Source organism: Agromyces sp. GXS1127 (assembly GCF_050565425.1).
In the GTDB taxonomy this organism is placed as follows: domain Bacteria; phylum Actinomycetota; class Actinomycetes; order Actinomycetales; family Microbacteriaceae; genus Agromyces.
Genome location: NZ_JBOCIG010000007.1, coordinates 161,881 through 188,113, shown reverse-complemented (window position 1 = coordinate 188,113; position 26,233 = coordinate 161,881). Strand labels below are relative to the sequence as shown.

The 26,233-nt window shown below is 70.6% G+C and carries 28 protein-coding genes; 14 read left to right on the top strand and 14 right to left on the bottom strand.

From position 1 onward, the window contains the following. Positions 1-4: 4 nt before the first annotated feature. Together ACQ393_RS14055 and ACQ393_RS14050 are read right to left on the bottom strand one after the other, a co-directional pair. Positions 5-742, bottom strand: a complete 738-nt coding sequence (locus tag ACQ393_RS14055) for a hypothetical protein (RefSeq protein ID WP_430647484.1) — start codon at positions 740-742, stop codon at positions 5-7. A gap of 74 nt (positions 743-816) precedes the next feature. Continuing rightward, on the bottom strand, positions 817-1,377 hold the full coding sequence (locus ACQ393_RS14050) for a hypothetical protein (RefSeq protein ID WP_430647483.1): 561 nt from the start codon (positions 1,375-1,377) through the stop codon (positions 817-819). Positions 1,378-1,479: 102 nt separating this feature from the next. Between ACQ393_RS14050 and ACQ393_RS14045 the strand changes: the two genes are divergently transcribed. Continuing rightward, positions 1,480-1,968, top strand: coding sequence for a nucleoside deaminase (locus ACQ393_RS14045; protein ID WP_430647482.1), 489 nt, complete (start codon positions 1,480-1,482; stop codon positions 1,966-1,968). Positions 1,969-1,984: 16 nt separating this feature from the next. Here the strand turns inward: ACQ393_RS14045 and ACQ393_RS14040 are convergent, their stop codons facing one another. After that, on the bottom strand, positions 1,985-2,803 hold the full coding sequence (locus ACQ393_RS14040) for a class I SAM-dependent methyltransferase (RefSeq protein WP_430647481.1): 819 nt from the start codon (positions 2,801-2,803) through the stop codon (positions 1,985-1,987). Between the two features lie 97 nt (positions 2,804-2,900). On the opposite strand from ACQ393_RS14040, the gene ACQ393_RS14035 reads away from it, so the two are divergent. Next, positions 2,901-3,425, top strand: coding sequence for a hypothetical protein (locus ACQ393_RS14035; RefSeq protein WP_430647480.1), 525 nt, complete (start codon positions 2,901-2,903; stop codon positions 3,423-3,425). Positions 3,426-3,470: 45 nt separating this feature from the next. On the opposite strand, the gene ACQ393_RS14030 is transcribed toward ACQ393_RS14035, so the two are convergent. Both ACQ393_RS14030 and ACQ393_RS14025 read right to left on the bottom strand, forming a co-directional pair. Beyond that, positions 3,471-3,923, bottom strand: a complete 453-nt coding sequence (locus ACQ393_RS14030; RefSeq protein ID WP_430647479.1) for a hypothetical protein — start codon at positions 3,921-3,923, stop codon at positions 3,471-3,473. Positions 3,924-4,063: 140 nt separating this feature from the next. Further along, positions 4,064-5,125: a LacI family DNA-binding transcriptional regulator gene (locus ACQ393_RS14025; RefSeq protein WP_430647478.1), complete on the bottom strand. Its 1,062-nt coding sequence runs from the start codon at positions 5,123-5,125 to the stop codon at positions 4,064-4,066. Positions 5,126-5,369: 244 nt separating this feature from the next. Between ACQ393_RS14025 and ACQ393_RS14020 the strand changes: the two genes are divergently transcribed. The 5 genes from ACQ393_RS14020 (at position 5,370) to ACQ393_RS14000 (ending at position 10,138) form a co-directional block, all read left to right on the top strand. Next, a complete protein-coding gene (locus tag ACQ393_RS14020) occupies positions 5,370-6,221 on the top strand; it encodes an ABC transporter substrate-binding protein (protein ID WP_430647477.1) in 852 nt (283 codons plus the stop codon). Positions 6,222-6,301: 80 nt separating this feature from the next. Then, on the top strand, positions 6,302-7,090 hold the full coding sequence (locus ACQ393_RS14015; protein WP_430647476.1) for an amino acid ABC transporter permease: 789 nt from the start codon (positions 6,302-6,304) through the stop codon (positions 7,088-7,090). Further along, positions 7,087-7,857 (top strand): amino acid ABC transporter ATP-binding protein, encoded by a 771-nt coding sequence (locus tag ACQ393_RS14010; protein WP_430647475.1) that lies wholly within the window; start codon positions 7,087-7,089, stop codon positions 7,855-7,857. Before ACQ393_RS14015 ends, ACQ393_RS14010 begins: the two co-directional genes overlap by 4 nt. Continuing rightward, on the top strand, positions 7,857-8,909 hold the full coding sequence (locus ACQ393_RS14005; protein WP_430647474.1) for a Gfo/Idh/MocA family protein: 1,053 nt from the start codon (positions 7,857-7,859) through the stop codon (positions 8,907-8,909). The genes ACQ393_RS14010 and ACQ393_RS14005 overlap by 1 nt, the downstream gene beginning before the upstream one ends. Positions 8,910-8,956: 47 nt before the next feature. Then, entirely contained in the window at positions 8,957-10,138 is a 1,182-nt protein-coding gene (locus ACQ393_RS14000; protein WP_430647473.1) for an NAD(P)/FAD-dependent oxidoreductase, read from the top strand. 153 nt (positions 10,139-10,291) lie between these two features. Here the strand turns inward: ACQ393_RS14000 and ACQ393_RS13995 are convergent, their stop codons facing one another. The 6 genes from ACQ393_RS13995 to ACQ393_RS13970 all read right to left on the bottom strand — a co-directional run bounded on the left by ACQ393_RS13995 (position 10,292) and on the right by ACQ393_RS13970 (position 16,262). Beyond that, positions 10,292-11,233 (bottom strand): PfkB family carbohydrate kinase, encoded by a 942-nt coding sequence (locus tag ACQ393_RS13995; RefSeq protein WP_430647472.1) that lies wholly within the window; start codon positions 11,231-11,233, stop codon positions 10,292-10,294. A 22-nt stretch (positions 11,234-11,255) separates the two neighbouring features. After that, positions 11,256-12,269 carry an SIS domain-containing protein gene (locus ACQ393_RS13990; RefSeq protein ID WP_430647471.1) on the bottom strand — a complete coding sequence of 338 codons (1,014 nt, stop codon included), beginning with the start codon at positions 12,267-12,269 and terminating at the stop codon, positions 11,256-11,258. Positions 12,270-12,318: 49 nt separating this feature from the next. Then, positions 12,319-13,170, bottom strand: coding sequence for a sugar phosphate isomerase/epimerase family protein (locus ACQ393_RS13985; protein ID WP_430647470.1), 852 nt, complete (start codon positions 13,168-13,170; stop codon positions 12,319-12,321). Next, positions 13,167-14,003 carry a carbohydrate ABC transporter permease gene (locus tag ACQ393_RS13980; RefSeq protein ID WP_430647469.1) on the bottom strand — a complete coding sequence of 279 codons (837 nt, stop codon included), beginning with the start codon at positions 14,001-14,003 and terminating at the stop codon, positions 13,167-13,169. The genes ACQ393_RS13985 and ACQ393_RS13980 overlap by 4 nt, the downstream gene beginning before the upstream one ends. After that, positions 13,997-14,863 carry a carbohydrate ABC transporter permease gene (locus ACQ393_RS13975; protein WP_430647468.1) on the bottom strand — a complete coding sequence of 289 codons (867 nt, stop codon included), beginning with the start codon at positions 14,861-14,863 and terminating at the stop codon, positions 13,997-13,999. Before ACQ393_RS13975 ends, ACQ393_RS13980 begins: the two co-directional genes overlap by 7 nt. 79 nt (positions 14,864-14,942) lie before the next feature. Further along, complete coding sequence (locus ACQ393_RS13970; RefSeq protein WP_430647467.1) at positions 14,943-16,262, bottom strand: ABC transporter substrate-binding protein; 1,320 nt, start codon at positions 16,260-16,262, stop codon at positions 14,943-14,945. Between the two features lie 357 nt (positions 16,263-16,619). Between ACQ393_RS13970 and ACQ393_RS13965 the strand changes: the two genes are divergently transcribed. The 4 genes from ACQ393_RS13965 to ACQ393_RS13950 all read left to right on the top strand — a co-directional run bounded on the left by ACQ393_RS13965 (position 16,620) and on the right by ACQ393_RS13950 (position 20,967). Continuing rightward, a complete protein-coding gene (locus tag ACQ393_RS13965) occupies positions 16,620-17,636 on the top strand; it encodes an SIS domain-containing protein (protein ID WP_430647466.1) in 1,017 nt (338 codons plus the stop codon). Positions 17,637-17,742: 106 nt separating this feature from the next. Beyond that, positions 17,743-18,672 (top strand): PfkB family carbohydrate kinase, encoded by a 930-nt coding sequence (locus tag ACQ393_RS13960; RefSeq protein ID WP_430647465.1) that lies wholly within the window; start codon positions 17,743-17,745, stop codon positions 18,670-18,672. 17 nt (positions 18,673-18,689) lie between these two features. Next, entirely contained in the window at positions 18,690-19,784 is a 1,095-nt protein-coding gene (locus tag ACQ393_RS13955; RefSeq protein WP_430647464.1) for a LacI family DNA-binding transcriptional regulator, read from the top strand. Positions 19,785-20,112: 328 nt separating this feature from the next. Then, positions 20,113-20,967, top strand: coding sequence for an NAD-dependent epimerase/dehydratase family protein (locus tag ACQ393_RS13950; RefSeq protein ID WP_430647463.1), 855 nt, complete (start codon positions 20,113-20,115; stop codon positions 20,965-20,967). Positions 20,968-21,030: 63 nt separating this feature from the next. Here the strand turns inward: ACQ393_RS13950 and ACQ393_RS13945 are convergent, their stop codons facing one another. Next, entirely contained in the window at positions 21,031-21,396 is a 366-nt protein-coding gene (locus tag ACQ393_RS13945; RefSeq protein WP_430647462.1) for a hypothetical protein, read from the bottom strand. Between the two features lie 345 nt (positions 21,397-21,741). Here ACQ393_RS13945 and ACQ393_RS13940 point away from each other — a divergent pair, with 345 nt between their 5' ends. Next, positions 21,742-22,485 (top strand): glucose 1-dehydrogenase, encoded by a 744-nt coding sequence (locus ACQ393_RS13940; protein ID WP_430647461.1) that lies wholly within the window; start codon positions 21,742-21,744, stop codon positions 22,483-22,485. Between the two features lie 103 nt (positions 22,486-22,588). Here ACQ393_RS13940 and ACQ393_RS13935 read toward each other — a convergent pair whose 3' ends face one another. Continuing rightward, positions 22,589-23,620 carry an SDR family oxidoreductase gene (locus ACQ393_RS13935; RefSeq protein WP_430647460.1) on the bottom strand — a complete coding sequence of 344 codons (1,032 nt, stop codon included), beginning with the start codon at positions 23,618-23,620 and terminating at the stop codon, positions 22,589-22,591. Positions 23,621-23,744: 124 nt separating this feature from the next. On the opposite strand from ACQ393_RS13935, the gene ACQ393_RS13930 reads away from it, so the two are divergent. Both ACQ393_RS13930 and ACQ393_RS13925 read left to right on the top strand, forming a co-directional pair. Then, complete coding sequence (locus ACQ393_RS13930) at positions 23,745-24,404, top strand: TetR-like C-terminal domain-containing protein (protein WP_430647459.1); 660 nt, start codon at positions 23,745-23,747, stop codon at positions 24,402-24,404. Between the two features lie 113 nt (positions 24,405-24,517). After that, positions 24,518-25,465 (top strand): GlxA family transcriptional regulator, encoded by a 948-nt coding sequence (locus ACQ393_RS13925; protein WP_430647458.1) that lies wholly within the window; start codon positions 24,518-24,520, stop codon positions 25,463-25,465. Between the two features lie 150 nt (positions 25,466-25,615). On the opposite strand, the gene ACQ393_RS13920 is transcribed toward ACQ393_RS13925, so the two are convergent. After that, entirely contained in the window at positions 25,616-26,209 is a 594-nt protein-coding gene (locus ACQ393_RS13920; RefSeq protein WP_430647457.1) for a VanZ family protein, read from the bottom strand. Between the last annotated feature and the right edge of the window lie 24 nt (positions 26,210-26,233).

Genomic DNA, 26,233 nt, shown 5'->3' with positions numbered 1-26,233 from the left:
GCGGTCAGCAGCCCGGGCCGTCGGGGACGGCGGTGCAGTCGCCGGTGACCAGGACCGTGTCGAACTCGCCGACCAGCACGTCGAGCCGCGGCGCGGGCAGGCCGAGCGTTCCGTCGATCCATCGCCAGGCCGAGCCGTCGAACCGGTACTCGGCGACGTAGACGACGATCGGGTCGACGGTGTACCGACCGGATGCCGCGTACGTATGGCTCGTCGGGGTCGCCGTGAACTCGGCGACGCCGAGCTCGCTCCACGTCGCACCGGCGTCGGTCGCCTGCACGACGGCGCCGTCGGAGTGGATCCATCGGTAGGCCACGGGGTGGAAGCGGACCTCGGCCGGACGGCCGAGCAGCGTGCCCGAGCGGGTTTCGACGGAGGCCGCGCCGATGAAGTTCGCCGGAAGCCCGACGACCGCCCACCCGTCGGGCTGCATCCCGCCCGACGGCACGCTCGGTCGGAACGACGCGATGTCGCGGAGCGTCACCGTCGGTTCCCCCGGCGCCGGCGGCTCGGGTTCGGCGCCCTCGAACGCGCACACCGTGGGGTTCTCGGGATTACACACGTCGCGCGGGGGCGCGGTGGGGCGAGTGGGTTCGGTGAGGCTGATGGTTTCGGCGTCTGGGGTGTAGCCGTCGGCGGGCGAGTCTTCGGTGCTCTTGGCGCCGTCAGCTAACGACGAGTACTCGGCCACCAGGTCCGCGCCGTCGGCAGATAACGATGGGTCGAGTTGTAGGTCACACATTCCCGCAAGCTGGAGCTCTGCCGAGCATCCGGATGGAACTGGAGCTACGACGATTGCCGAGCCCAACACTGTAGCTAACAGAAGTTGTCGCCAGACCATAGTTCGTTTCCGCTCAATCGCAGGTCGTTGCTGGCTCCTCGGAACTCCAGTACAAGTGGAACTCGATCGTCGCGGTCAGAAGGGGTGACGTCCTCTCCTTCTGAGTTACTCAGCACGGTTCCCGAAACGTCTTGGCACGCATAGATCGAGACGACGGCTTCGTCCTCAGTTGAGTGACGCTCGATGAGCGAAGTGGTGTCAATGACGACATCTCCGCTGGCGCGGAGCCCTGAGTCAAGAAATGCCGTCAGTTCCGAGACCCGCTGCTCGCCATACTCGGGCGAGGAGACGTGCCTAATCGCATCGACTTCGACCTCGTCGGCGAGGATCGCCGCGGTCGTCGCAAGATGCGCCTCGTACGCCGCGACTGCCGCTTCCAGCGCCTCCTCGTCGCTCGCGAACAACGGCGCGGCCGTGGCATCCGTGGTCTGGGTCGGCTCGGGCCCGGGGTCGGGTGCCGCGCACGCGGCGAGACCGGCCAGGGTCGCGCCGGCGATCGCGAGCGCAGCGAGGCGGCGGGGGACGGCTCGGGGCATGCGGTCCAAGGTAGGGGATCCGTGGGCGGGGGAGGGGCGTCATCCACAGGGCGGGTGCGCAGAATGGGAGGCGGCGGCATCCGTCGACGAAGGAGGAGGCCGATGGGCGACGCGGACCGGATCGACGACGGCGACCTGACGTGGCTGCGACGCTGCGTCGAGCTCGCGTGGGAGGCGCGGAAGCGCGGGGACCATCCGTTCGGGTCGGTCGTCGTGACCGCCGACGGGCGGGCTGTCGAGGACATGAACACGGTGGTGACGCGGCGCGACCCGACCGGGCACGCCGAGACGAACGTCGTGCGTGAGGCGGCGGCCGTGCTCGACGACGACGAACTCGCGAGCGCGACGCTCTACACGAGCACCGAGCCGTGCGCGATGTGCTCGGGCGCGATCTACTGGAGCGGCATCCCACGGGTGGTGTTCGCGCTGTCGGAGGCTGGGTTGCGCGAGATCGTCGCCGAGCAGGAGGGCGTGCCGACGCTGACCCTGCCGTCGCGCGAGGTGTTCGCGCGTGGCGGGCGACCGGTCGCGGTCGACGGGCCCGCCGACCTGCCGGAGGCCGCGGCCGTCCACGACGGATTCTGGGTCTGAGCGTTCCGCGACGCGCTCAGGCGCGGTGGCCCACGACGACCCAGGCGCGTGCACGCAGCATGATCGAGCCGTCGGGACGGCACCCCCGCGACGTGTCCTCGCGCATCCGGTCGCGAAGCACGGCCCGCGAGGCATCCGTCATCGATTGCAGGTAGGTGGGCGCCGGACCCTGCCCACCGAGGAACGGATTCCACAGGTCATCGAAGTCGGTGAAGACCATGCCGATCTCGATCGACTTCACGCGGACGGAGTCGACGTCGATGCCCGGCGCGCCCGACCAAAGCTGCCGCAGCGGCTCGGGCCGGCAGAGGGGGAATCGACGTGCCTCGTCGAGCTCGGCGGCGTCCGGGTCGATGGCGACCGCGGCGTCCCAGAACGTCCGGAGCAGCTGCATCCCGTCGGCGTAGTCCCAGACGTAGGCGGCGACGAGGCCGCCGGGCGTGGCGACCCGCGTGAACTCCGCGACGGCGGCCGCGGCATCCGGCACGAAGTTCAGCACGAGTCCCGAGACGACCGCATCGACCGACCCGCCGGGCACCGGGAGGTGCTCGGTGTCGCCGACGACGAAGCGCGCCTCGGGGTGCCGGGCGATGCCGGGATCGGCTCGCGCCGCCGCGAGGAACCCGTCGGAGGGGTCGACGCCGATGATGGCGGCGGGCGCCCACCGCTCGATGACCGCGCTCGTGAGTGCCCCGGTGCCGCAGCCGACGTCGAGCCAGCGGATGCCGAGTTCCGCGTCGAGCACGTCGACGAATCGCGCGGCGACGAGCCGGCTCCATCGCCCGACGTACCGTTCGTACGGTTCGCCGTCCTGCCAGACATCGGCACCGGTCATGGAGCCGTTTCTACGCCCGTCGGGCGTGCGCGGCAATGCGAACCGGCTCAGGGTGAGCCCTGTGCCGGGCCGTGGGCGTGCCGGGTACGCTCGCCGAATGGACCCGAACCGCCGCCGCAGGGGCCTCGGAATCGCCCCGTCGATCGTCGTCTCCGTCGTGCTCGTCGCCGCACTCGCAGGCTGCACGCCGGGCGGCCCCGTGGCGCCGGCGACGTCCGAGCCGCCGTCCGCGACGACGCCGTCGCCGACCCCCGCGCCGACCGCGAGCGAGATGCCTCCGGCTTCCGACGAGCCGCTCGCGGCCGACGCGGACCGCCCGCTCGAGGCGATCGACGCGTACGCGCTGTGCCGCGCGCAGACCTACGCTTACTACCCGGGCGACTTCGCGCTGCTCGACTACGCGCCGTTCACCGACGCGACGGTGCTCCTGCGCGACGACGGGCTCTGGTTCGTCTACATCGAGGTCGACGACGGGAACCGCCCCGCCGACCTCGTCGACTCGGGCGCGAGCAACTGTATCGTCGGCGGCACCATCGGCGAGCCGCAGTGGGAGCTGTTCGGCGTCGTGTCGCGCGGGCAGGACGTCATCGACGGGTACAACGCGCCGCTGCCGACGGCCTGACGGGCAGGCGGATGCCGCGGCTCACGGGCGTTGTGCGGCCGCGGCTCAGGTGGGCACGCCCGGCGCCGCGGGTTGCGACGTGAGGAGCCAGTGGTCTGGCGCGGGCAGCTCGACGCCCGCGCTCGCCGCGGCGATCACCACGAAGGCGTAGACCGCGACGAGGATCGCCAGCCCGCCGAGCACCATCGCGAGCGGAACCGCCCGAGTTACGCGCACTCCGGCCCGGCGGTACCGGGACGGTGCCATGCCGGCGACCCAGATCGCCGCGGCGCCGAACCCGGCGATCCAGACCGTGCGGAGCGCATCGCCCTCGAGCGGCGCGAACAGCGCGATGCCGAGAGCGCCCACGCCGAGCAGCACCGCGCTCCACGCGAACAGCCGGCCCATGCCGAGTCCGCCGACGTCGTACTGGTCGCCGAACCATGGCGCCGGCGGCTCGCCGGTGGGGCCGTCGCGACGCTCGCGGTCGTCGTCGAAGTCGCGTGCGGGATCGGTCATGCATCGATCGTACGTGCGCCGCGCGCCGCGCCATCCACTCGCGACTCCCGCTCTTCTCAGGAAGATTTCGGCGTGTCGACGCTCGCCCCGGTGTGTCTTCCTGAGAACGACACGGATCTGGCCGCGGGTCCTGAAGAAGGTCAGGACGCGGGCGGCGCGATCGACTCCCGTTCGATGAGTCGTTGCGCCAGCACCACGTTCTCGCGCGGCGCGCCGTCGCCCGCGATGCGCCGGAGGAGCAGCCGCGCCGCCTCGGCGCCGATCTCGTGGATCGGCTGGGCCATGACGGTGATCGCGGGCGCCGAGAGGCTCGTCCAGTCGGCGTCGTCGAAGGCGACGAGCGACATGCTCGCCGGAATCGGCACGCCGACGTCGCGCAGCGTCCGGAACGCGGCCTGCGCGATGAGGCTGTCGGACGCCACGATCGCGGTGATGCCGTCGGCGGCCAGTCCCCGAACGATGGCGTCGACGCCGTCGCGACGGGCGTTGAGGTGCACGAAACGAGCGGGATCCTCGATCCCTGCAGCGACGAGAGCCCCGACGAAACCCGAGACGCGGTCGTCGACCGAGCTCGAGCCGAGGCGATCGCCGATGCGGTACTCGCCGTCGTGGACGATCGTCGACACGAGCGCGATCCGCCGGTGGCCGGCCGCGAGCAGGAGCTCCGTGAGCCGCCGCGCCCCGGTGAGATTGTCCGCGACGACCGTGTCGACGTCGAGCCCGGCGGCGACGCGGTCGAAGAGGACCATGGGCCGGCCGCTGTCGACGGCCGCCCGCAGGCTGTCCGGCCGTGTCGTCGAGGCGGGGGCGACGAGGATCCCGTCGACGCGCTTGGCGAGCAGCACCGAGATCGCGTTCTCCTCGGCGTCGGGGTGTTCATCGGAGTTCAGCAGGATCAGGTCGTACCCGGCCGCCTTGGCGACATCCGCCGCCCCTCGCGTGGCCTGCGCGAAGAACGGGTTCTCGATGTCGCCGACGATGATGCCGATCGAGTTCGAGCGGCCCGTGTTCATCGTCTTGGCGAGGGCGTTGGGCCGGTAGCCGAGCTCCTCAGCGGCCGCGTGCACGCGATCGCGCACGCCCTCGCTCGCGGCCCCGTATCCGCCGAGCACGCGCGCCGCGGTGGCCTTCGACACCTTCGCCGCGGCCGCGACATCGCTCACGGTCACCTCGCGGCGCCCGTTCGCATGATCTGCCGGCATGCGAGCCCTCCTCAGAAAAAGTTGTTGACGGATGTCTCGGCGGCCGGTTAGTGTTCCGGAAACGCGTTGAGACCGGTCTCAATCTACGGGACTGAGACCGGTCTCAACAAGACCCGGAGTGATCGGCTCCGGATCGGCGTCCAGCCGGGCGTCCCTGCCCGGCGACCACCTCGCAGCACCCGCACCACCCGCACCACCCCGAACCGAACCGCACATTCCTCCGACACGAACAGGAAGCAAGATCGTGACCAAGCGCACCACCTTCCGGCGCACCGCCGTCGCCGTCACCGCCGCGGCCGCCGCACTCGCCCTCTCCGCCTGCGCCAGCGGCGCGTCCGGAACCTCCTCCGACGAGGCGGCCGACAACCCCTACGGCCTGATCACCCCCGGCCAGGTCCGCGTGGCGAGCCTCGGCGACGCCAAGCCGTACACCTTCACCGATGAGAACGGCGAGTTCACCGGCTTCGACGTCGAGTTCTTCACGGATGTCGCTGGCCGCATCGGCATCGACGACGTCGTGTTCACCGGCCAGGACTTCTCGGCCATCCTCCCCGCCGTCGCCAACGGCCAGTTCGACGTGGGCGTCGCGGCCATCGGCATCACCGACGAGCGCAAGGAGACGGTCGACTTCTCCGACGGCTACCTCGCCGGCTACCTCACGGTGATGGCGAGCCCCGACGCGGGCATCGAGGACGAGGCCGACCTCGCCGGCAAGCGACTGGGCGTCGTGCAGGGCACCCTGCAGGAGGCGTACGCGGTGAAGAACTTCACCGAGACCGAACTCGTGCGCTTCCCGGACAACAACGCCGCGATCTCGGCCGTGAACAGCGGCTCGATCGACGCGCACTTCCTCGACTACGAGGCGGCGAAGGAGTACGCCGACCAGTACGGGCTCGTGAACGCGATCGACATCCCGTCGTTCGACGCGCCCGCCGGCTTCGCGATCGCGAAGGGCAACACCGAGTTCCAGGACGCCCTCAACGAGGCCATGCACGCCGCCATGGAGGACGGCACCTGGAAGGAGCTCTACGAGAAGTGGTTCCCGGGGTCGCCGATGCCCGACCAGTACCTGCCGTCCGACGAGCAGGGCGAGTAACCCACGCCCAGCCCGGTGCGGGTCGCATCACAGCATCCGCGGCCCGCACCGGACCATCCCCAACCCCACCGGAGGACCTCATGGACTGGCTCGACAACCTCGTCGCGACCTTCCTCGACTTCGAGGCGATGTGGCAGGTGTTCCCCCAGATGCTCGGCACCGGCCTGGTCAACACCCTCGTGATCTCGATCGCCGCGACCGTGATCGGCGTCGTGCTCGGCATGGTCGTCGCGATCATGGGCATCTCGCGCTCGCGCTGGCTGCGCATCCCCGCCCGCGTCTACACCGACATCTTCCGCGGCCTGCCCGCGATCCTGACCATCCTGCTCATCGGCCAGGGCTTCGCCCGGCTCAGCCAGCAGGTCTTCGGGCCTTCGCCGTACCCCCTCGGCATCCTCGCCCTCAGCCTTATCGCGAGCGCGTACATCGGCGAGATCTTCCGCGCCGGCATCCAGAGCGTCGACCGCGGCCAGCTCGAGGCGTGCCGTGCGCTCGGCATGAGCTACGGCAGCGCGATGCGCCTGGTCGTCGTCCCGCAGGGCGTGCGCCGGGTGCTGCCCGCCCTCGTGAACCAGTTCATCGCGATCGTGAAGGACTCGAGCCTGGTCTACTTCCTCGGCCTGCTCGTCTCCGAGCGCGAGCTGTTCCGGGTCGGCCAGGACGCCGCGGTGCTGACCGGCAACCTCTCCCCGCTCGTGCTCGCCGGCCTGTTCTACCTCGTCATCACCGTCCCGCTCACGCACCTCGTGAACTACTTCGACGAGCGGTTCCGCACCGGACGTCGGAAGGCGACCCCGCCGAGGAGCGGCCTCGACGAGGTCGAGGAGCAGACCCCCAGCCCCGCCCTGACCTACGGAGAGAACTCATGACGTACACGTCTCCGCTGCCGATCACCGACGGCCACCTCTACTCCGGCTCGAGCCTCGAACTGCGCGGCCTCAGCATGGCCTACGGCGAGATCGAGGTGCTCCGCGACGTGAGCATCGAGGTCGCCCCCGGCACCACGACCTGCATCATCGGCCCGTCGGGCTCAGGCAAGTCGACGCTGCTGCGCGGCGTGAACCGGCTGCACGAACCCAGCCGCGGCGACGTGCTGCTCGCCGGACGCAGCATCCTCGACCAGAAGCCCGACGCCGTGCGCCGCCGAATCGGACTGGTGTTCCAGCACTTCAACCTGTTCCCCGACCACACCGCGCTCGAGAACGTCGCCCTCGCGCTGCGCAACGTCAAGGGCATGTCGAAGGCCGAGGCGAACCGCATCGCGCACGAGCGGCTCGCCGAGGTGGGCCTCGCCGAGCGCGCCGACCACCGACCGCGCGACCTTTCCGGAGGCCAGCAGCAGCGCGTCGCGATCGCCCGCGCCCTCGCGATGGAACCCGAGGTCATGCTCTTCGACGAGGCCACGAGCGCGCTCGACCCCGAGCTCGTCAAGGGCGTGCTGAACCTCATGGCCCAGCTCGCGCAGCGCGGCATGACGATGCTCGTCGTCACCCACGAGATGGGCTTCGCCCGAAAGGTCGCCGACCAGGTCGTCTTCATGGACGAAGGCCGCGTCGTCGAGCACGGCGCTCCCGAGCAGCTCTTCGACGACCCGGAGAGCCCCCGCCTGCGCCGCTTCCTCTCGGAGGTGCTGTGATGACGGATGTCGCGTCCGCGCCGATCCGCACCGCCGTCATCGGCTTCGGGGTGTCGGGCCGAGTGTTCCACGCGCCGTTCCTCGACGCCGACCCCGCGTACTCGCTCGACGTCATCGTCACGCGCGACCCGGCCCGTCGCGCCGCGGCCGAGGCGCGGCATCCGTCGGCCTCGACCGTCGCCGCGGTCGACGAACTGTGGACGATGGCCGACCGCCTCGACCTCGTCGTCATCGGTTCGCCGAGCGGCACGCACGCCGCGCTCGCCGAGGCCGCGCTCGACGCCGGGCTGGACGTCGTCGTGGACAAGCCGTTCGCCGTGACCGCGGACGAGGGACGCGCGCTCATCGCGACCGCCGCACGGCTCGGTCGGACGCTCACCGTCTTCCAGAACCGGCGCTGGGACGGCGACTTCCGCACCGTGCGTCGACTGGTCGCCGACGGCGAACTCGGCGAGGTGCGGCGGTTCGAGTCGCGCTTCGAGTGGTGGAAGCCCGAGCCGCCGAGCTCGTGGAAGACGGAGGCGACGGTCGCCGACGGCGGCGGCATCCTCTACGACCTCGGAACGCACCTCATCGACCAGGCCGTGCAGCTCTTCGGGCCCGTCGCGGACCTGTCCGCCGAGATCGAGCGTCGACGCCCGGGCGCCGCGGCCGACGACGACGTGTTCCTCGCGCTCCGGCACGAGTCCGGCGTGCGCTCCCAGCTCTGGATGAACGCCGTCGCACCGCGTTCCGGCCCGCGATTCCACGTGCTGGGCTCAACGGCCGGGTACACGAGCTGGGGGCTCGACGGGCAGGAGCCCGCGCTCATCGCCGGCGCCCGACCCGGCGACCCCGGCTTCGGCGAGACGCCCGAATCGCGGTGGGGCGTGCTCGGCACCGACGGCGACAGCCGCCCGGTGCCGACCGTCCGCGGCGACTACGGCGCGTTCTACCGGCAGCTCGCCGCCGCGCTGCGCGGCGACGGCGTCGTCCCCGTCGACCCGGCCGATGCGGTCGCGGTGCTCGAGCTCATCGAGCAGGCGCACGCCGCGGCATCCGTCGCCGTCTGACGCGCACCCGCACCACGCAACACCGAACCAGAAGGAAGACCTGAACCATGTCCGAACTCGGATCGAAGCACGTCGTCGTCATCGGCGCCGGCATCCTCGGCGCCTCGACCGCGGCGCACCTCGCCCGCGGCGGTGCCGACGTGACCCTCGTCACGTCGGGCGCGCTCGCCGACGGGGCGTCCGGCCGCTCGATCGCGTGGCTGAACTCGTCGGGCGACCGCTCGCGCGACTATCACTACCTGCGACTGATCGCCCTGGACCGCTATCGCACCTGGGCGGTGCGTCACCCCGAATCGAGCTCGTACCTGCGCTTCGACGGCGCCCTCAAGTGGGCCGGCGTGGACGAGAGCTTCCGGCAGACGTTCGCGTACGAGCGGGCCGCCGGGTACGACGCCGTGTGGGTCTCGCCCGACGAGGTCACCGAGATCGCACCGGATGTCGACGCCTCGGCGGTCGCGGACGAGGGCGCGATCTACAACGCCGGCGAGGGTTGGGTGAACCTGCCCGACCTCGTCGCCGCGCTCGTCGCCGAAGCGGTCGCGGACGGCGCCCGGGTCGTCGAGCAGGCGGGCGACGTGCGCGTCGACGTCGAGGATGGCGTCGCCGTCGGCGCGATCCTCGGCGACGGCAGCCGCGTGGCCGCCGACCACGTCGTGCTCGCGACCGGCGGCGACGTGCCCGCACACCTCGCTGCGCTCGGCGTCACGGTGCCGGATGCCACGCCCGCGGCGTTCGTGCTCTTCACCGACCCGGTCGACGTCGAAGTGCGAACCGTGCTGAACACCCCCCGCGTGGCCGTGCGGCCGACGCCGGACGGGCGGCTCGTGCTCGACGCCGACTGGGCCGAGAAGTCGATCGTCGTCGGTGATGACGGGTCGATCACGGTTCCCGATGAGACCGTGCAGGGGCTGCTCGATGAGGCGTCTCGCGTGCTCGCCGGCAACCCGGTGCTCACCGCGCAGCGCGTCGGTGCCGGGCTCAAGCCGATCCCCGGCGACGGCGAGCCGGTCGTCGGCGCCGTGCCCTCGATCGCGGGCCTGTCGACGCTGTTCACGCACTCGGGTGCGACCCTCGGGCTCGCGCTCGGCGAGCTGCTCGCCGAGGAGATCCTCACGGGTGCTCCGTCGCCTGTGCTGGCCTCGTTCCGCCTCGACCGCTTCGGCGGCGAGGTGGGGTCCGACGCGGTGGCGGTGCCGACCGGCGCCTGGGCGCCCGTCGCGCCGGCGTAGCCGCGGTCGCCGGCCGCTGGCGGGCCTGCTCCTCGTGGGGCAGGCCCGCCGTTGCCGTTCTCAGGAGGAGATCGGCGTGTTGCCGGAATCCGCGGCGGCCGGCGGCCGGCGGGGCGTGCGTCGCGCCATCCGCTCACCGGGTTCATACCGTTCTCAGGAGGAAATCGGCGTATCGGCGGAATCCGCAGCGCGTCCTCCTGAGAAACGTCCCGATCTCGGCGGCGGCTCCTGAGAAAGACGGGACGGCTCAGACTGTCTGTGCCCGCCGGCTGCGCCGGGCCATCCGCCCCGATGACGGCACGCTCCCGCCGCCCAGCGGGCACCCCTGCCGAGCGCGACGCGGCGATCGAATCCGTCGAGCTGAGCGTCGACGTACCCTGCAACGAACGCATCGCCAGCGCCCGTCGTGTCGACCAGATCGGTCGGGAGGGTACGCTGCTCGATCCACTCCCGACCATCAGTTGCGAGAGATCCTGCAGCGCCCCGCGTGACGACCGCCGTCCGTGCGCCTCCGTCGAGTGCGCGAAGAGCCCACTCCCGGGCATCGCCGTGCTCGCCGACCGAGCCCATCGCGACATCCAGGTCACCGAAACCCGATGCCACTGCACAATCCTGGCTCACGACGGGGCCGTACCCGCGGGAGATGCGACGCCATCTCATCTCGGCTCGGAGCTCGTCGGCCCGCGGCAGCATCCCGATATGCACCCATCTCGCTTCGGCCAGCCGTTCAAGATGTGTGTTGGTCGGGTAGTACTCCGCGGTGACGCCGAACTCTTCGCTTTCAAAGGTTCGCTCGCCGGCTTCGACGCGGATCGTGGTCACTGCGGTCCTACCGGTCAGCGTCACCAGCCCTACCGGATCCACGCCCGCACGGTTCAGGCCGCGCGTGATGGTGCGAGCACCCGCGTCGTCGCCGACCGCACCGAAGTATGCGGCCGGGCGTCCATGGGAAGCGAGTTGAGCGGCGACGTTGAGTGCATTGCCCCCGGCGAACCTGACGCTCTCTGCTCCGACGTATCGATCGATCGTGTTGTCGCCGACGGCGGCGACGACCGGCACACGGTATGCGTTCGTCGCCGTCGGGCGCCTGCTCACGTCCGCTCCTTCCCGCGATCCGTCAGTACTGCAGCTGCCGGTAGTAGCGCCGCGTGGTGAGCGGGTGATCGCGCAGCACCTCCAGGTGCGCGCTCACCCGCTCGAGTGCGGTCGCGAGCAGTGCCGGGGCGAGCAGCGCGCGCGCCTCGGGCGTGAAGCCAAGCAGCTCGAAGTCCGCGGTGTCGATGACCTGGAGCGTATCGGTGATGCGCGGCACGAACGCCTCGACGCGCTCGACCAGCGATCGCCCAGCATCCTCGCCCTTGAGCGCGATGACGCTCACGCCCGGCTCGAGCAGTTCGAGCGTGCCGTGGAAGAAGTCGGACGCGTGCACGGGCCGCGTTCGGATCCACTGCATCTCCTCGAGGATGCACATGCCGTAATAGAACGCCTCCGGCCAGCTCGCGCCCGCACCGGTGATGATGTGGTACCCGGATGCCGCGATGATGCGTGCGAGTTCCGCCGCCCGCTCCTCGAACCCGCGCTTCACGCCGAGCAGCGCGTCGGGAAGGGTCCGGAGTTGGGCGAGCACCTGGTCGTAGGTCGAGAACTCGCCTCGAGCCCGCATGACCGACAGGGCGATGAGCAGCGACTGGATCGAGAAGGTCTCGCTCGAGGTGTCATCCGCGGCGAACGTCGTGAGGTTCACGTCGGCGCCCTCGGCGAGTGCGGTAGCTGCGTGGCCGGTCAGCGTGAGCACGGTCGCGCCGCGATCCTTCGCGTAGTCCAGTACACGAATGCTCTCCAGCGTGGTCCCCGACAGCGAGGGGATGATGACGATCGATCCCGGGCCGAGGTGCACCGACCCGGCCTCGACGAGCTCGGCCGGCATCTCGAGGAAGGTCGGCAAGGTCGAGCGCGTCTGGAGCAGGCGTGCGGCGGGCTGCATGAGGATGCCTGCGCCGCCCGATCCGACGAAGAAGAGATTCGTCGCCCCGGCCGCGAGGCGTTCGCCGATGAACGCGTCGATGCGGTCGGCGAGCGCGACGGCGCCGGCTTGGATGTCGAGGAAGCGTGCCTCGTCGAAGTTGAGCATGGTGGTCCTTTCGGTCTTGTGCGGAAGTGAGGGTGGTGAGAGGGATGGATCAGGCGGTCGCCGCGGCGGCGAGCTCGCGTTCGACCGCCGCGAAGCACCGTTCGAGCGCCGGGCGGGGATCGAACGCATAGGACCCGTCGCCGAACAGCTCGAAGGTGAGACATCCGTCGTACCCGCGTCGGCCGAGCGCCTCGAGGTACCCACCGAGCGGCAGCTCGCCGTCGCCCCAGGCCAGGTGACCGTTCGGCCGGCCGTCGATGAGGTGCACGTGCCTGATGCGGTCGCCGAGCCGGTCGAAGTACCCGTCGACGGTGTCGCCGGCGGTCGCCATCGCCACGGTGTCGAGCGCTGCACCGAGGTTCGGTGCGCCGATCTCGTCGAGCATCCGCGCGAGCGTCGAGGCGTCGTTGACGAGATTCGATTCGATGCGCTGCAGCGGCTCGAGCACGCAAGCGACGCCGAGTCGGCCCGCGTAGGCTGCGATCTCGCCGATCGCATCGACCGAGCGTCGCCACGCGGCATCCGTCGGCTCGTCTTCGAACCCGCGGCCCGGCGTCAGGAACAGCAGCGGGGCCCCGAACTCGACGCACAGCTCGGCCGCCCGCCGGAACATGCCGATGCTCGACGCCCGAAGCCACGGCGATGGCGACGCCACGTTGACCGGGTAGATCACCTGCTCGGGGGTGAGGCAGTGCACGGCGAGCCCGCGCTCGTCGATGCGGCGGCGCGCGCCGCGCGCCTCCTCGTTCGAGAGCTGCGGCACGTGCAGTTGCGGCGCGATGCCCCAGAGCTCCACGCGCTCGCGGCCGAGCTCGACCATGTCGTCGAGGAACCGCTCGAACGGCAGATGCTGGTACGAGAAGTTCGAGCCCGTGAACTGCTCGAGACGGATGGGGCTCACTTCCCGATCCCGTCGGCGAGGCCTTTCACGAAGTACCGCTGGCACGCGAAGAAGAGCACGACGACCGGCAGTGCGGCGATCACCATCCCGGCGAAGACGACGGGGTAGTCGGTGCCGTGCTTGCTCATGAGACTCGTGAGCCCCACGGGCAGCGTCTGCATGTCGGTGCCGCTCGTGAACACCATCGCGAAAAGGTACTCGTTCCACGCGAAGAGGATGTGCAGGATGACGACCGAGATGATGATCGGCCGGCACATGGGCAGGATGATGCGGCAGAACGACGTCCATCGGCTCGCGCCGTCGACCTCGGCCGCCTCGTCGACCTCGCGCGGCAGGTCGATCATGTACGCACGGATGAGGAACGTCGTGAACGGGATCCGGAAGGCGGTGTAGAGGATGAGCAGCGCCCAGAACGTGTTGTAGAGGCCCATGGCCTGGAACATCTTGACGAGCGGCACGAGCGCCACCGTCGGGGCGAGCATGAGGCCGCCGAGGATGACGGTGGACCACGTGCGCGACCAGGGGATCTCGACGCGTGTCAGGCCGTAGGCCGCCCACGCGCTGATGAACACGGTGGCGATCGTCGACGTGATCGTGACGAGGATGCTCGTCGTGAGGTAGTTGCTCACGCCGCGGTTCCACGCGTCGGCGTAGTTGTCCCAGCCCCACTGGAGCGGCAGGGCGAACGGGTTGCCGAATAGCTCGGCATTGGTCTTGAAGCCGTTGAGCACCATCCACGTGAGCGGGTAGACGACCACCACCACGAGGCAGAGGAGGAACGCCCACGTGAACACGCGGCCGATGGTGCCGGCGAAGCTGAGTCGGGTCACCATTCCACCCTTCTGCGACGGTTGATCCAGAGCTGTGCGAGCGCGATCGCGAGCGTGATCACGAAGATGACCGTCGCGATCGCGGCGGCGTAGCCGAAGTCGTTGCGCACGAAGCCGTTGCGGTAGAGCCAGGTGCCGAGCACCTGGGTCGAGTTGTTGGGTCCGCCGGAGGTCATGACCATGACCTCGTTGAACACCTGGAACGCGCCCGAGATCGTGACGATGATCATGAGGCCCGTCATCTCGCGCACGAGCGGCAGGGTGACGGCGAAGAACCGCCGGATCGGGCCAATGCCGTCGATCGCCGCGGCCTCGTAGAGCTCCGACGGGATGCGCTGGATCGCGACGGCGAACAGCAGCGTCGAGTAACCGAAGCCCTGCCACTGGCTCATCACGATGACCGCCATCATGGCGGTCGACTCCTGTCCGAGCCACGGCTGCGCCCAGGCCCCGAGACTCACGGCGTCGAGCGCGTGGTTGAGCAGGCCGAGGTTCGGCTCGTAGATGAAGTAGAACAGCAGGCCCGCGACGGTCAGCGAGATGGCGGATGGCACGAAGTAGATCGCGCGCAGGCCGCGCCGCCAGCGGTCGTGGCGGATGCTTTCGATCACCGCGGCGAGCACGATCGCCCCGAACACCTGGAAGACGAGCGACACGACGGCGTAGAGCAGGTTGTTCCACAGCGACGACCAGAAGATCGGATCTGCGACCAGCCGCTGGTAGTTCTCGGCGCCGATGAACTCCTGGTTGCCGCTGTAGATGTCCCACTCGAGCGTCGAGAAGCCGAGGTTCTGCACGAGCGGCAGGTAGACGAACACGGCGAGCACGACGACGGCCGGGAGGATCCAGGCCAAGCCGAGCACGCGCCGGATGCCGCGGCGTCGCGGTGCCCGAGGGGGCGGGACGACAGTGGTCAGCGCCACCGTCGCCCGCGTCTCGGTCCTATCGGGCTGCGTCAGAAGCATTCCGCACGCTCTCGAGGATCTCTTCGGGCGTCGAGCCGCCGCTGATCAGGGCCTCGCCCCCGGCGAGCCACGCGTCGGCGACCTCGGGCACGGTCACGGTGTCGAGCCAGATGACCATCTCGGATGCCTCGTTCACCTTCGTGATGCCGTCGAACACCGGGACGCTCGACGTCTCGGGGGTCACGGCGCCGACGATGGTGCTCGGCTGGCCATAGGGCGGCGACGAGAGGGTCGTGGCGCTCTCGAGGGTCGTCGCGAACTTCATGAAGTCGACGGCGAGAGCCGCGCGCGGCGACTTCGCGTTGATGAGGTAGCCCTCGGGCGAACCCTCGATCGAGCCGGGCTCGCCCTCGGCGCCCTCGGGCACCGGCAGCTGGAAGATGCCGAACTCCTCGGGCGTGAGTTCGTTGCCCTCGGCCGTCACAGTGTCGAACTCGAGGATCTCCTGGTAGTACATGGCCGCGCGGCCGCCGGCGAGGGCCTCCTGCGCGGTGGTGTACAGCACGCCGTTCGTGCCGGTGCCCGTGTCGGTGCACTCGTCGACGAGTGTCTTGAACTGCTCGAGTGACGCGATGTACCCGGGGTGGTCGAGCTCGGCGGTCTCGGGCGAGAAGTCGGCGTTCAGGATGTCGCTCGGTACGTTGTATGCGAAGAGCTGCTGCAGGTAGTGCAGTGCGGGCCATCCGTCCTTGTTGCCGAAGGCGATCGGCTCGTATCCCGCCTCGCGGATGGGTCCGCAGCTGTCGATGAGCTCCTCGAACGTCGTCGGCACCTCGATGCCGACCTCGTCGAAGACAGCGGTGTTGTAGCCCATGAACTTGCCGTTGTTGTAGAGCGGGATGCCGTAGTAGCTGCCGTCGACCTCGAAGGCGCTGAGCGACGCTTCGCCGAAGGTGTCGCCCCACTCGGTGCCGGGGGCGATGACCTCGCTCAGGTCGGCCGCGAGGCCGCCGTCGATGAAGTTCTGGGCCCAGTTGCCGGTCCACGTGAAGTAGATGTCGGGCAGCGCACCCGAGGCGGTCAGGGTCTTGGTCTTGTCCTTGACGCTCTGATCGGTCTCCTGGATGAGCTCGACCGTGACATCCGGGTGCAGCTCTTCGTATTGGGTGGCGAGGTCCTCGAAGTACGGACCGAGGGGATCGCCGCCGAACTTGGTGAGGATACTCAGCGTGCCCGAGTACTCGGGCTCGTCCGTGACGTCGGCGGCCGGGGCGGCGCTGCCGCCGGCGCAGCCGGCCATCGTGAGGGCGGATGCCGCGGCGAGCGCGGCGAGTGCGGTGATTCTCGGTGCGTGCATGGTCTTCCTTCGACTCGGGATGGATGCCGGACCGGACCGGAGGGGGCTCCGGCGATCCGTCGTTGGATCGGGGTGACGCTGTGTCGTCGTGGGGCCCGACTTTACACAGAAACTGATACCGGTACCAGAGTTTTCTCGAATCGACTCGGAACGGAGCACGTTGGACCGGATTCGCCGCGAGCTCGGATGCACCACAGATCAAGAGAATTCTGCGGAAAGACAATGGTGTTGGGCGATTTCGGGCCGATTCTGACGTCGCGCATGTTGACGCGCCCATCGCCGTATGCCAGCATGATGCCGACCTGATACCGGTACCAGATCCCGAATCATCCGAGCTCTCCGTTGGAAGGACCATCCATGCTCGAGACCACGATCCTCGGCTTCGACGAGGCGACGTTCCGAAACCAGACCGCGAGCGCCGTGGCGCTGCGCCCGCAGATCGAGGAGGTGGTCGGCCGCCTGCAGAAGCAGGGCTTCGCGAACCTCTTCCTGATCGGCGCCGGCGGCACCTACGCGGCGATGTGGCCATACGAGCACCTCGCGCGGCGCAGCTCGACCCTGCCGGTGCGCTCGGTCATCGCCGCCGAGCTCATCGAGTCGGGCGATGCCATGCTCGGCGCCGACTCCGTCGCCATCTTCACGTCGGTGTCGGGCACGACTGACGACAGCCTCCGAGCGATCGAGTACTGCAAGGCGCGCGGCGTGACCACCATCGGCTTCACCGGCTACCGCGAGTCGCCGATCGCGCAGGCCGTCGACATCCCGCTCGTCTCCGAGCCGAAGACGTGGCCGTTCGATATGCAGCTGTTGCTCTTCATGACGAAGCTGCTCTCGGAGCGGGGCGAGTTCGAGGGGTATGAGAAGTTCGCCGACGAGCTGGCCGGCCTTCCCGACGTCCTCGTCCGCGTCGCCGAGCAGGCCGAGCCCGTCGCATCCGCCTTCGCCGAGGCTCACGCCGATACCGGATACCACTTCCTGGTGGGCGGCGGGAACCTCTGGGGCTTCACCTACCTCTACTCGATGTGCATCCTGGAGGAGATGCAGTGGCTGCGCACCACCCGCGTGCACAGCGCCGAGTTCTTCCACGGCTCGCTCGAGCTCCTCGAGCCCGACACCAGCGTCATCGTCTTCCAGGGCGAGGACGAGACCCGCGCGCTCACCGACCGCGTGGAGCGGTTCGTGAAGCGCGTCTCGAACGACGTGACGGTCTTCGACACGAAGGACTACGAGCTCGACGGCATCAGCCCGGAGTTCCGCGGTCTCCTCGCACCGCTCGTGCTCGACACCGTCCTCGGCCGCGTTTCGAAGCACCTCGAGCGCGTGCGCGACCACTCGCTCGACCTGCGTCGCTACTACCGCGTCGTCGAGTACTGATCGACCTCAGGTAGCCGGGCGAACGGATGCCCCGTGGCCGCCGCGTGCGGAGCGGGGCATCCGTCGACCGTTCCTTCCCTACACTTCCCGTCATCAGGAGGCGGCAATGCGAGTACTCGGCTTCGGCGACAACATCGTGGATCGCTTCCTCGATCGCGGCCTCGACTACCCCGGTGGCAACTGCGTGAACGTCGCGGTCTTCGCGCACCGGCTCGGTGCCGAGGCGAGCTACCTCGGTGTCTTCGGCGATGACGCGGCCGGAACCCTGTTGCAGGAGGCGATCTCGGCCGAGGGCGTCGACCTGTCGCGGAGCGTCGTGCGCGCCGGGGAGAGTGGGGTGTCCACCCTGCAGGTGGAGAACGGAGAGCGCATCTTCCTCGGATGGAACGGCGGCGGGGTCACGGTGCGCGACCCGCTCGTGCTCGACGAGGGCCTGCTCTCATACGCTGCCGGGTTCGACCTCGTGCATTCGAGCGTGTACTCCCGCAGCGAATCCGAGCTGCCGAAGCTCGCGGTATCCGGGGCCCTCGTCTCGTTCGACCTGTCGAGCGAGGACGAGTTCCGCACCCCCGAGTATCTCGACCGGGTGGCACCGCACGCCGATCTGGTGCTGCTGTCGTGCTCGCACCTCGACCCCGACGAGACCCGGACGCTGCTCGTCGATGCGGTGGCCCGCGGGGCGTCCATCGCCCTTGCGACGCGCGGCACCGACGACGCGATCGTCACGGACGGCACCGTGACGGTGTCCGCGCCGACGCGGCTCGTGGTCGACACCGCGACGATCGTCGACACGATGGGATGCGGCGACGCCTTCCTCGCCGGGTTCGTGGTGTCGCTGCTCGGGTCGGGATGGCGCCACGCCGCACCGCCCTCGCGTGAGCAGTTCGCGGCGGCGCTCGAGGCCGGCGCCGATGCGGCGTACGATCAGTGCTTCGTCGAGGGCGCGTTCCGTCACGCCGCGCCATCGGGGGAGCCCGTCGCTCTCTCCGAGGAGTCGGCCGCCGCTAGCATGGCGTCAGTTCAGGCGCACGGGTGAAGGGTCGGCAGAGGGGTATGGCGGAACGAGAACGGGCGCCGAGTCCCCCGACGATCTCAGAGGTCGCCGTCGCCGCCGGTGTGGGACGCGCCACCGCGGCGCGCACGCTCGGTGGATACGGGTACGTCAGCCCAGAGCTGCGCGAACGCGTGCTGGCAGCCGCCGAGGAGCTCGGCTACCGCGCGAACGCCCTTGCCCGCAGCATGTCGACGGGCATCACCCACACGCTCGGCGTCATCGTGGCCGACATCGGCAACCCGTTCTTCGCCGGGGTGGTGCGCGGCATCTCCGATACGTCTCGTGAACGCGGCTTCGACACGATCGTGCTGAGCACGCACGAGTCGCTCGACGAGGAGATCGCGGCGATGAACGTCCTCATCGATAAGCGCGTCGACGGCGTCATCGTCGCGTCGGCGGCCGTCGAGCGAGCGGATGTCTCGCACCTCACGGCCGCGATCGAACACGGCATCCCCGTAGTGCTCATCGATCGCGAAGTCTCGCACCTCGATCTGGACGCCGTCGTGATCGACAATCGTGACGCCGCCCGAGAGGCGGTGGACTCGCTCATCCGAGCGGGGCACAGCCGCATCGGCTTCGTCTGGGGCCCGACGACCGACGCGCGTCCGGCGACCCGCCGCGAACTGCTCGCAGCCGCCGCGAAGAACCTCTGGACCGACGCCGAGCGCCTCCGTGGGTACCTCGATGCACTCGACGATGCGGGCATCCCGTTCGACCCCGACCTCATCATGGTCGGCGCGAAGACCGAGCAGCGCGCGGTCGATGAGGTCGCGCGCATGCTCGCGTTGCCCGACCGCCCGACGGCCGTGTTCTGCAGCGAGACCGACGCGATGACCGGTTCGCTCCGCGCCATCCGCGCCGCCGGTCTCGCGTACCCGGCCGACGTGTCACTCATCGGCTTCGACGACAGCTCGTGGGCGGCGGTCATGGACCCGCCGCTGACCATGATCGCGCAGCCGATGCACGAGCTCGGCGAGGCGGCGGCCAGCACGTTGCTCGCGCTCATCGACGGGGAATCGACGACCCGGTCGCGCCATACGCTCGAGACGCGGCTGGTGGAGCGGGCTTCTGTGGCGGCGCCGCCTGGGCGGTAGTCGCTGGCCAGAAGGCGGTTCCACTTCTCGAGTGCGACCGTGACGCGAGACCGGTGTTGCGCCTTCGTCTGTCGACACTCCCACTCGTCATCACAACGTTGCCGTTCGCTGGACGAAGACGGGCGCGTCGCCGGGATCGGCGTTGGCTCCTGCGAAGAGTGCACAACCCGAGGCCTTCCGCCGCGCCGCGGACCTCGCGACCGACGAGGCGTCCGCGAGCACCTCGTGGCCGGTGCCATCCGGCTCGAGGGCGACATCGATCGAGGGTGACGGGGCCGCGCTCGGGGCGGCAGGATGGAACGGTCCGTCCGATGAAGGGAGCACGCCAATGTCGATGCGCATCTGCGTGACCGGGGCTTCGGGGCTCGCCGGTCGCGCCGTCGTGGCCGACCTGCTCGAGCACGGGTACGAGGTACTCGCGACCGATGTCGTTCCGCCGTCGCCGCTGCTGCCCGCGCGCTGGTCGCGGCCCGACCTCGTGTACACGCAGGCCGACCTGACCGATTTCGGCGACGCCATCGAGGTGCTGTCGGGCGTGGATGCGGTCGCGCACCTGGCCGCGATCCCGGCGCCGTCGATCTTCACGCCCGCGCGAACGCTGAACGTCAACAACGCCGTGAACTCCAACGTCTTCCTCGCGGCCGCGCAGCTCGGGCTCGAGAAGGTCGTGTGGGCGTCGAGCGAGACGACGCTCGGACTCGACTTCGGGCCGGACGCGCAGCCCGACTACCTGCCGCTCGACGAGGGCCACTACCCGAAGCCGACGTCGACCTACTCGCTGTCGAAGGTCCTCGGCGAGACCATGGCGGAGCAGATCTCGGCGTGGACGGGCATCCCGTTCGTCGCGCTGCGCTTCTCGAACGTGATCGACCCGGCGCGGTACGGCGAGTTCCCGGGCTTCGAGGACGACCCGACATCGCGCCTCTTCAACGCGTTCGGCTACATCGACGTGCGCGATGCCGCGCAGTCGGTGCGCCGGGCCATCGAGGCGGATGTCTCCGGGGCCCGCGCCTACGTGATCGCCAACGCCCACACGGTGATGACCCGACCCACCCGCGAGCTCATCGAGGAGTACTTCCCGCACGTGCCGCTGAAGGCCGAGTTCGAGGGCACGGCGTCGCTGTTCTCGATCGAGCGGGCGCGCGACGAGCTCGGCTTCGAGCCGGAGCACGGCTGGCGCTGAGCTCGTCGGCTGCGCGGACCGCGCCCCGCGTCGCGCTGGGCGGCCGCGCAGCGCAGCCTTCGCTCAGCCGCCGCCGCCGGCCGGCATGAGCAGCGCCGGAAGCACCGAGATCCCGACGATCGCGAGCGCGCCGATGCCGAGCCAGATCCCGGCGGTCGCGGCCGTCGGCGTGCGTCCGCTCACGTGACGGGCGCGCCCCCGGGCGATCAGGCCGAGCGTGGAGCCGAAGAGCGCGAGGGCCGCGAGGATGCCCGAGGCGAGCGTCTCGCGGAGCGGCGTGGCGAAGGCGATGGCCACGGTCAGGACCCCGATCGTGAGGGACGCGGACCCGAGTGGACGGCCGACCGGTGGCGCCGGGGCGGCGGTGGCCGGCGGGGCTGCGACGCGCAGGCGGTCGTCGCCGGGCTCGTGCGACTCGATGGCAGACATGTCCCTCCCCCCGAATGCTCGCGTGATCATGCCCCGCGTGCCGGGAGTCGTGGCACGTCATCGTCCCGGCTCGCGGTGTTGCTCCGACATCCTCCCGCGCCCGGCGGCCCCGTGACGCCGGTTTCGGGCGCACGGCGGTCTCGATCCGATCACGTCGGTCTCGATCCGGTCACGCCGGTCTCGGCGAGGTCACGAGTCGAGGTGCGCCTCCGTTTCAGCCGGCACTCAGGCAGCGCTAATCGACAGATGTAGATTAGAGCGGAACCCGGAGCCATCCGACCCCGGGCCCGAACGGCAACGAGCGCCGCAGGGCCGACGCCCGCGGCGAGACAAGGAGCGTCAGCAATGGCACGCGTCAGCGGCAAGGTCGCACTCATCAGCGGTGGAGCACGGGGCATGGGCGCCTCGCACGCCCGCCTCCTCGTCCAGGAGGGCGCGAAGGTCGTGATCGGCGACCTGCTCGACGACGAGGGTGCCGCCCTCGCCGCCGAACTCGGGGAGGCGAACGCCCGGTACGTCCACCTCGACGTCACCGACTACGCGCAGTGGGAGTCCGCGGTCGCGACGGCGACCGAGGTGTTCGGCCGCCTCGACGTCGTCGTGAACAATGCCGGCATCGCGAACTTCGGATCCATCGAGGACTACACGCTCGAGGCGTGGGACACGATCCTGAAGATCAACCTCACCGGCGTCTTCTACGGCATCAAGTCGGCGATCCCCGCCCTCAAGGAGTCCGGCGCGGGGTCCATCATCAACATCTCCTCGACCGCGGGCCTGCAGGGCTACGAGGCGCTGCCGGGCTACAACGCCGCGAAGTTCGGCGTGCGCGGGCTCACGAAGAACGCGGCCCTCGACCTGGGCCGCTACAACATCCGCGTGAACTCGGTGCACCCGGGCGTCATCCGCACGCCCATGACCGAGGAACTGGAGACCCCGCAGAACCACGTCGCGCTGCACCGCGTCGGCGAGCCCATCGAGCTGTCGAACCTCATCCTGTTCCTCGCGAGCGACGAGTCGAGCTTCTCGACCGGCGCCGAGTTCATCGCCGACGGCGGCGAGACGGCGGGCCTCGCGCACTACGAGGGCTGAGTCGGCTCCCGAGATGCGAACCGGTGGGCGGATGTCGCGGCCTCGCGCCGCGGCATCCGCCCGCCGTCGTCGTCGCCGATCGCGCGACGGCCGGCCGCCGCGATCAGTCGCGGACGAGCCCGAGCTCGACGAGGCTCCGCGCCGAGGCGAGCACCGCCTCGTCGCGGTCGCGCGGCGTCCAGCCGAGGAGGCGCGTGGCCTTCTCGTGCGACGCGTCACCGCGGCGGCCGAGCTCGTGCGACATCAGCCGGAGGTCGCGGTTGAACGGGGCGCCCGCCCGCACGACCCAGTCCGGGATCACCCGCGTCGGCACCCGGCGCGCGCGCTCGCCGAGGCCGGCGCGCAGCAGACGCCCGAGCTCGAGGTAGGTGAGCGCGTCGCCCGACACGGCGAGGAACCGCTCGCCCGCGGCATCCGGATGGCGCATCGCGCGCACGTGCAGGTCGGCGACATCGCGCACGTCGACCGCGCCGACCGAACCGTTCGGCACGACGGGGAAGGCGCCGTTCAGCAGCTGCCGGAGCAGCTCGAGCGACGACGACAGGTCGGTGCCGAGCGCGGGTCCGAAGACGCCGACGGGATTGACCGTCGCCAGCTCCAGACCCCCGCCCTCGCGGGCGATGAAGTCCCACGCGGCGCGCTCGGCGAGCGTCTTCGACTTGGCGTACGGCGTCACGCCGGGGCCGTCGGGGTCCGTCCAGTCCTCCTCGGTGTACCGCCGGCCCGGGTTCGGGCGGCCGTAGCCGATCGCCGCGAACGAGGACGTCTGCACGACGCGGCGGACGCCCGCATCGCGCGCGGCGCGCAGCACCCGCAGGGCGCCGTCGCGTGCGGGCACGATCAGCTCGTCCTCGTCCTTCGGCTGGCGCGTGGGGAAGGGCGACGCCACGTGCAGCACGTACGTCGCGCCCGCGACCGCCTCGGCCCATCCGGCGTCGTCGAGGAGGTCGGCGGCGACGACCTCGACGCCGGCCGGATCCGTGCCGGCATCGCGCACGAGCTCCCGGATCTCGTCGGCGCGCGCGAGGTCGCGCACCGTGGTGCGCACGCGCACGCCGTCGTGCAGCAGCCTGATGATGCAGCTGATCCCGACGAAGCCAGTGCCGCCGGTGACCAGGACCAGCTCGTCGTCCATGATCGCCTCCCGAGTCGGACCCTACCGCGGCCGGGACCGCCGGCGGGTGGGCGTCGGGCGGGGTCGCGGGCCGGCCGACCCTGGGCCGCATGATGGCCGGCGCCGTGATCGCTATGGTGACGGCATGAGCGAAGCGGATGCCACGACCTCGCCGGTCGCGCCGCCTCCCGCCGCGCCAGGCACGACCGCGTCGCCCGCCGACGACCCCCGGCACCGCCGGACGCGCGCCGCGCTCACCGCCGCACTGCTCCGGCTGCTCGAGCGGCAACCGCTCGACGCGATCTCCGTCGCGGCGCTCTCCCGCGAGGCCGGCGTGCATCGCACGACGTTCTACGCGCACGCGTCGAGCGTGCACGACTTCGCCCTCGGCGTGTTCACGCAGGACCTCGACCGGCTGTCGACCGTCGCCGTGCAACCCGAGGCGGAGACTCCCGCGCACGTCGCGCAGCGCTACCTCGACTCGCTCGTCGCCGTCCTCGAGCACGTCGCCGAGGACCGCGCCGGGTATCGCGCGCTGTTCGGCTCCACGAGCCGAGGCGTCTTCCGTACCGCGCTCGAGGCGCGCCTGCGGCACCGCGCGCGGCTCGCGCTCGAGGTGTGGCGTGCGCAGGCGGTCCCGGGCGCACCGCGCGACGAGGTCGCGATCGTCGAGGCCGCGGCCTACATCGCGGGCGGACTGGTCGGTGCGCTCGAGACCTGGGCGCTCGGCGATGAGACGGATGCCGCGGCATCCGCTGCCCGACTCTCGACGCTCATGCCGACCTGGTGGCCCCGCCTGGCCTGAGCCCGGCGGCCCGCGACGGGGCAGGGTGTGCGAGATCCTTGCGCACCGTGGCATCCTTGCCATGAGTGCGTCGGCTGTTCCGACAGCCGAGCCATCGAGGGAGGGGCGAGCGGATGTCGCGCAGGAACCACCGGGTCGCCGTGCTCGTGCTCGAGGGCGCGAAGCCGCTCGACGTCGGAATCCCGGCGCAGACGTTCACGACCCGCGCGAGCATGCCCTACGAGGTGCGGGTCTGCGGCGCGCAGCCCGGCCCGGTGACGGGCGGCGACGGGCTCTCGTACCACGTGGCCGACGGGCTCGAGGCGTTCGAGTGGGCCGAGACGATCTTCATCCCGGGCTACCGGCACCCCGACCGCGAGGACCCGCCCGCCGCGGTCGTCGATGCGCTCCGCGCCGCGCACGAGCGCGGGGCGCGGCTCGCCGCGATCTCGACCGGCGCGTTCGCGCTCGCCGCGACCGGGCTGCTCGACGGCCGCCGGGCCACGACGCACTGGCACTACACGCGCGCGTTGCAGGCGCGGCATCCGCTCGTCAGGGTCGACGAGAACGTGCTGTTCGTCGACGAGGGCCAGGTGCTCACGTCGGCGGGCGCGGCATCCGGCATCGACCTCTGCCTGCACCTCGTGCGCCGCGACCACGGCGTCGCGGTCTCGAACCACGCCGCCCGGCGGCTCGTCGCGGCGCCCTACCGCAGCGGCGGGCAGGCGCAGTACGTGCCGCGCGCGCTGCCCGAGCCGCTCGGCGAGGTGTTCGCCGCGACGCGGCAGTGGGCGATGGAGCACGTGCAGGAACCGCTCACGCTCGGCGACCTGGCGCGGAACGCGAACGTCTCGCCGCGCACCTTCTCCCGCCGGTTCGTCGACGACACGGGCTACACGCCCATGCAGTGGATCCTGCGCGCGCGCATCGACCTCGCGCGCGAGCTGCTCGAGCGCACCGACCTCGGGGTCGAGCAGGTCGCCGAGCGGGTCGGCCTCGGCACGGGCGCCAACCTGCGGCTGCACTTCCACCGCATCCTCGGCACGTCGCCGAGCGAGTACCGCCACACCTTCTCCGCCTGAGGCGCTGCCCCGCGGGTTGCCGTTTCGTTTCTCAGGAGTTTTTCGGCGTGTCGCCGTGTTCGGCGGCGTGTCCTCCTGAGAAACGCGCGATTTCGCGGATCGGTCCTGAGAAGAGCATCCGGCGGGTGCGGCGAGGCGCGGCGGGCGGGGTCAGCGGATGCCGCGCCCGGCGCCCGAGGTCGGCCGATCCGTCCGTCGCTCGCCGTCGGACCCGGACCGGACGTCCGAGCGGACCTGCAGGCTGCCCGTGGAGGTGAACGTCGGCAGGGGGCCGGTCGGCGTCCGGGCGATCGAGCGCACGATGGCCGCGCGTCGGCGCGCGCGGAGGGCCGCGGGGATCCCGGCGATCGCGTCGGAGATGCGGGCGACCACGATGCCGATCACGGCGCCGAGCGAGTTGGCCACGAGGTCGCGCGGATCGGAGATCCGGTCGGCCATCGGGATCTGCGCGATCTCGATGAGGAGCGCGAATCCGGCCGCCATCGCCGCCGGGACGACCGCGGGCGCGCCGCGGACGGCGAACGCGAGCAGCGCCCCGAACGGCACGAAGAGCAGCACGTTCAGCTCGAACTCGGTGCGCGAGCCGATCGCCCACGTGTCGGCGTCGAACCAGATGCCCGGGTCGAGCACGCCGCCGGGTGCCTGGTTGCCCGAGACGGCGCCGGGTGCCGGGCCGAGCGTGACCCACATCACCACGACGGCGTACGCGAACAGCAGCACGGCGGAGGCACGGGAGGGGCGCATGCTCCGATCGTCGCGACGCAACCT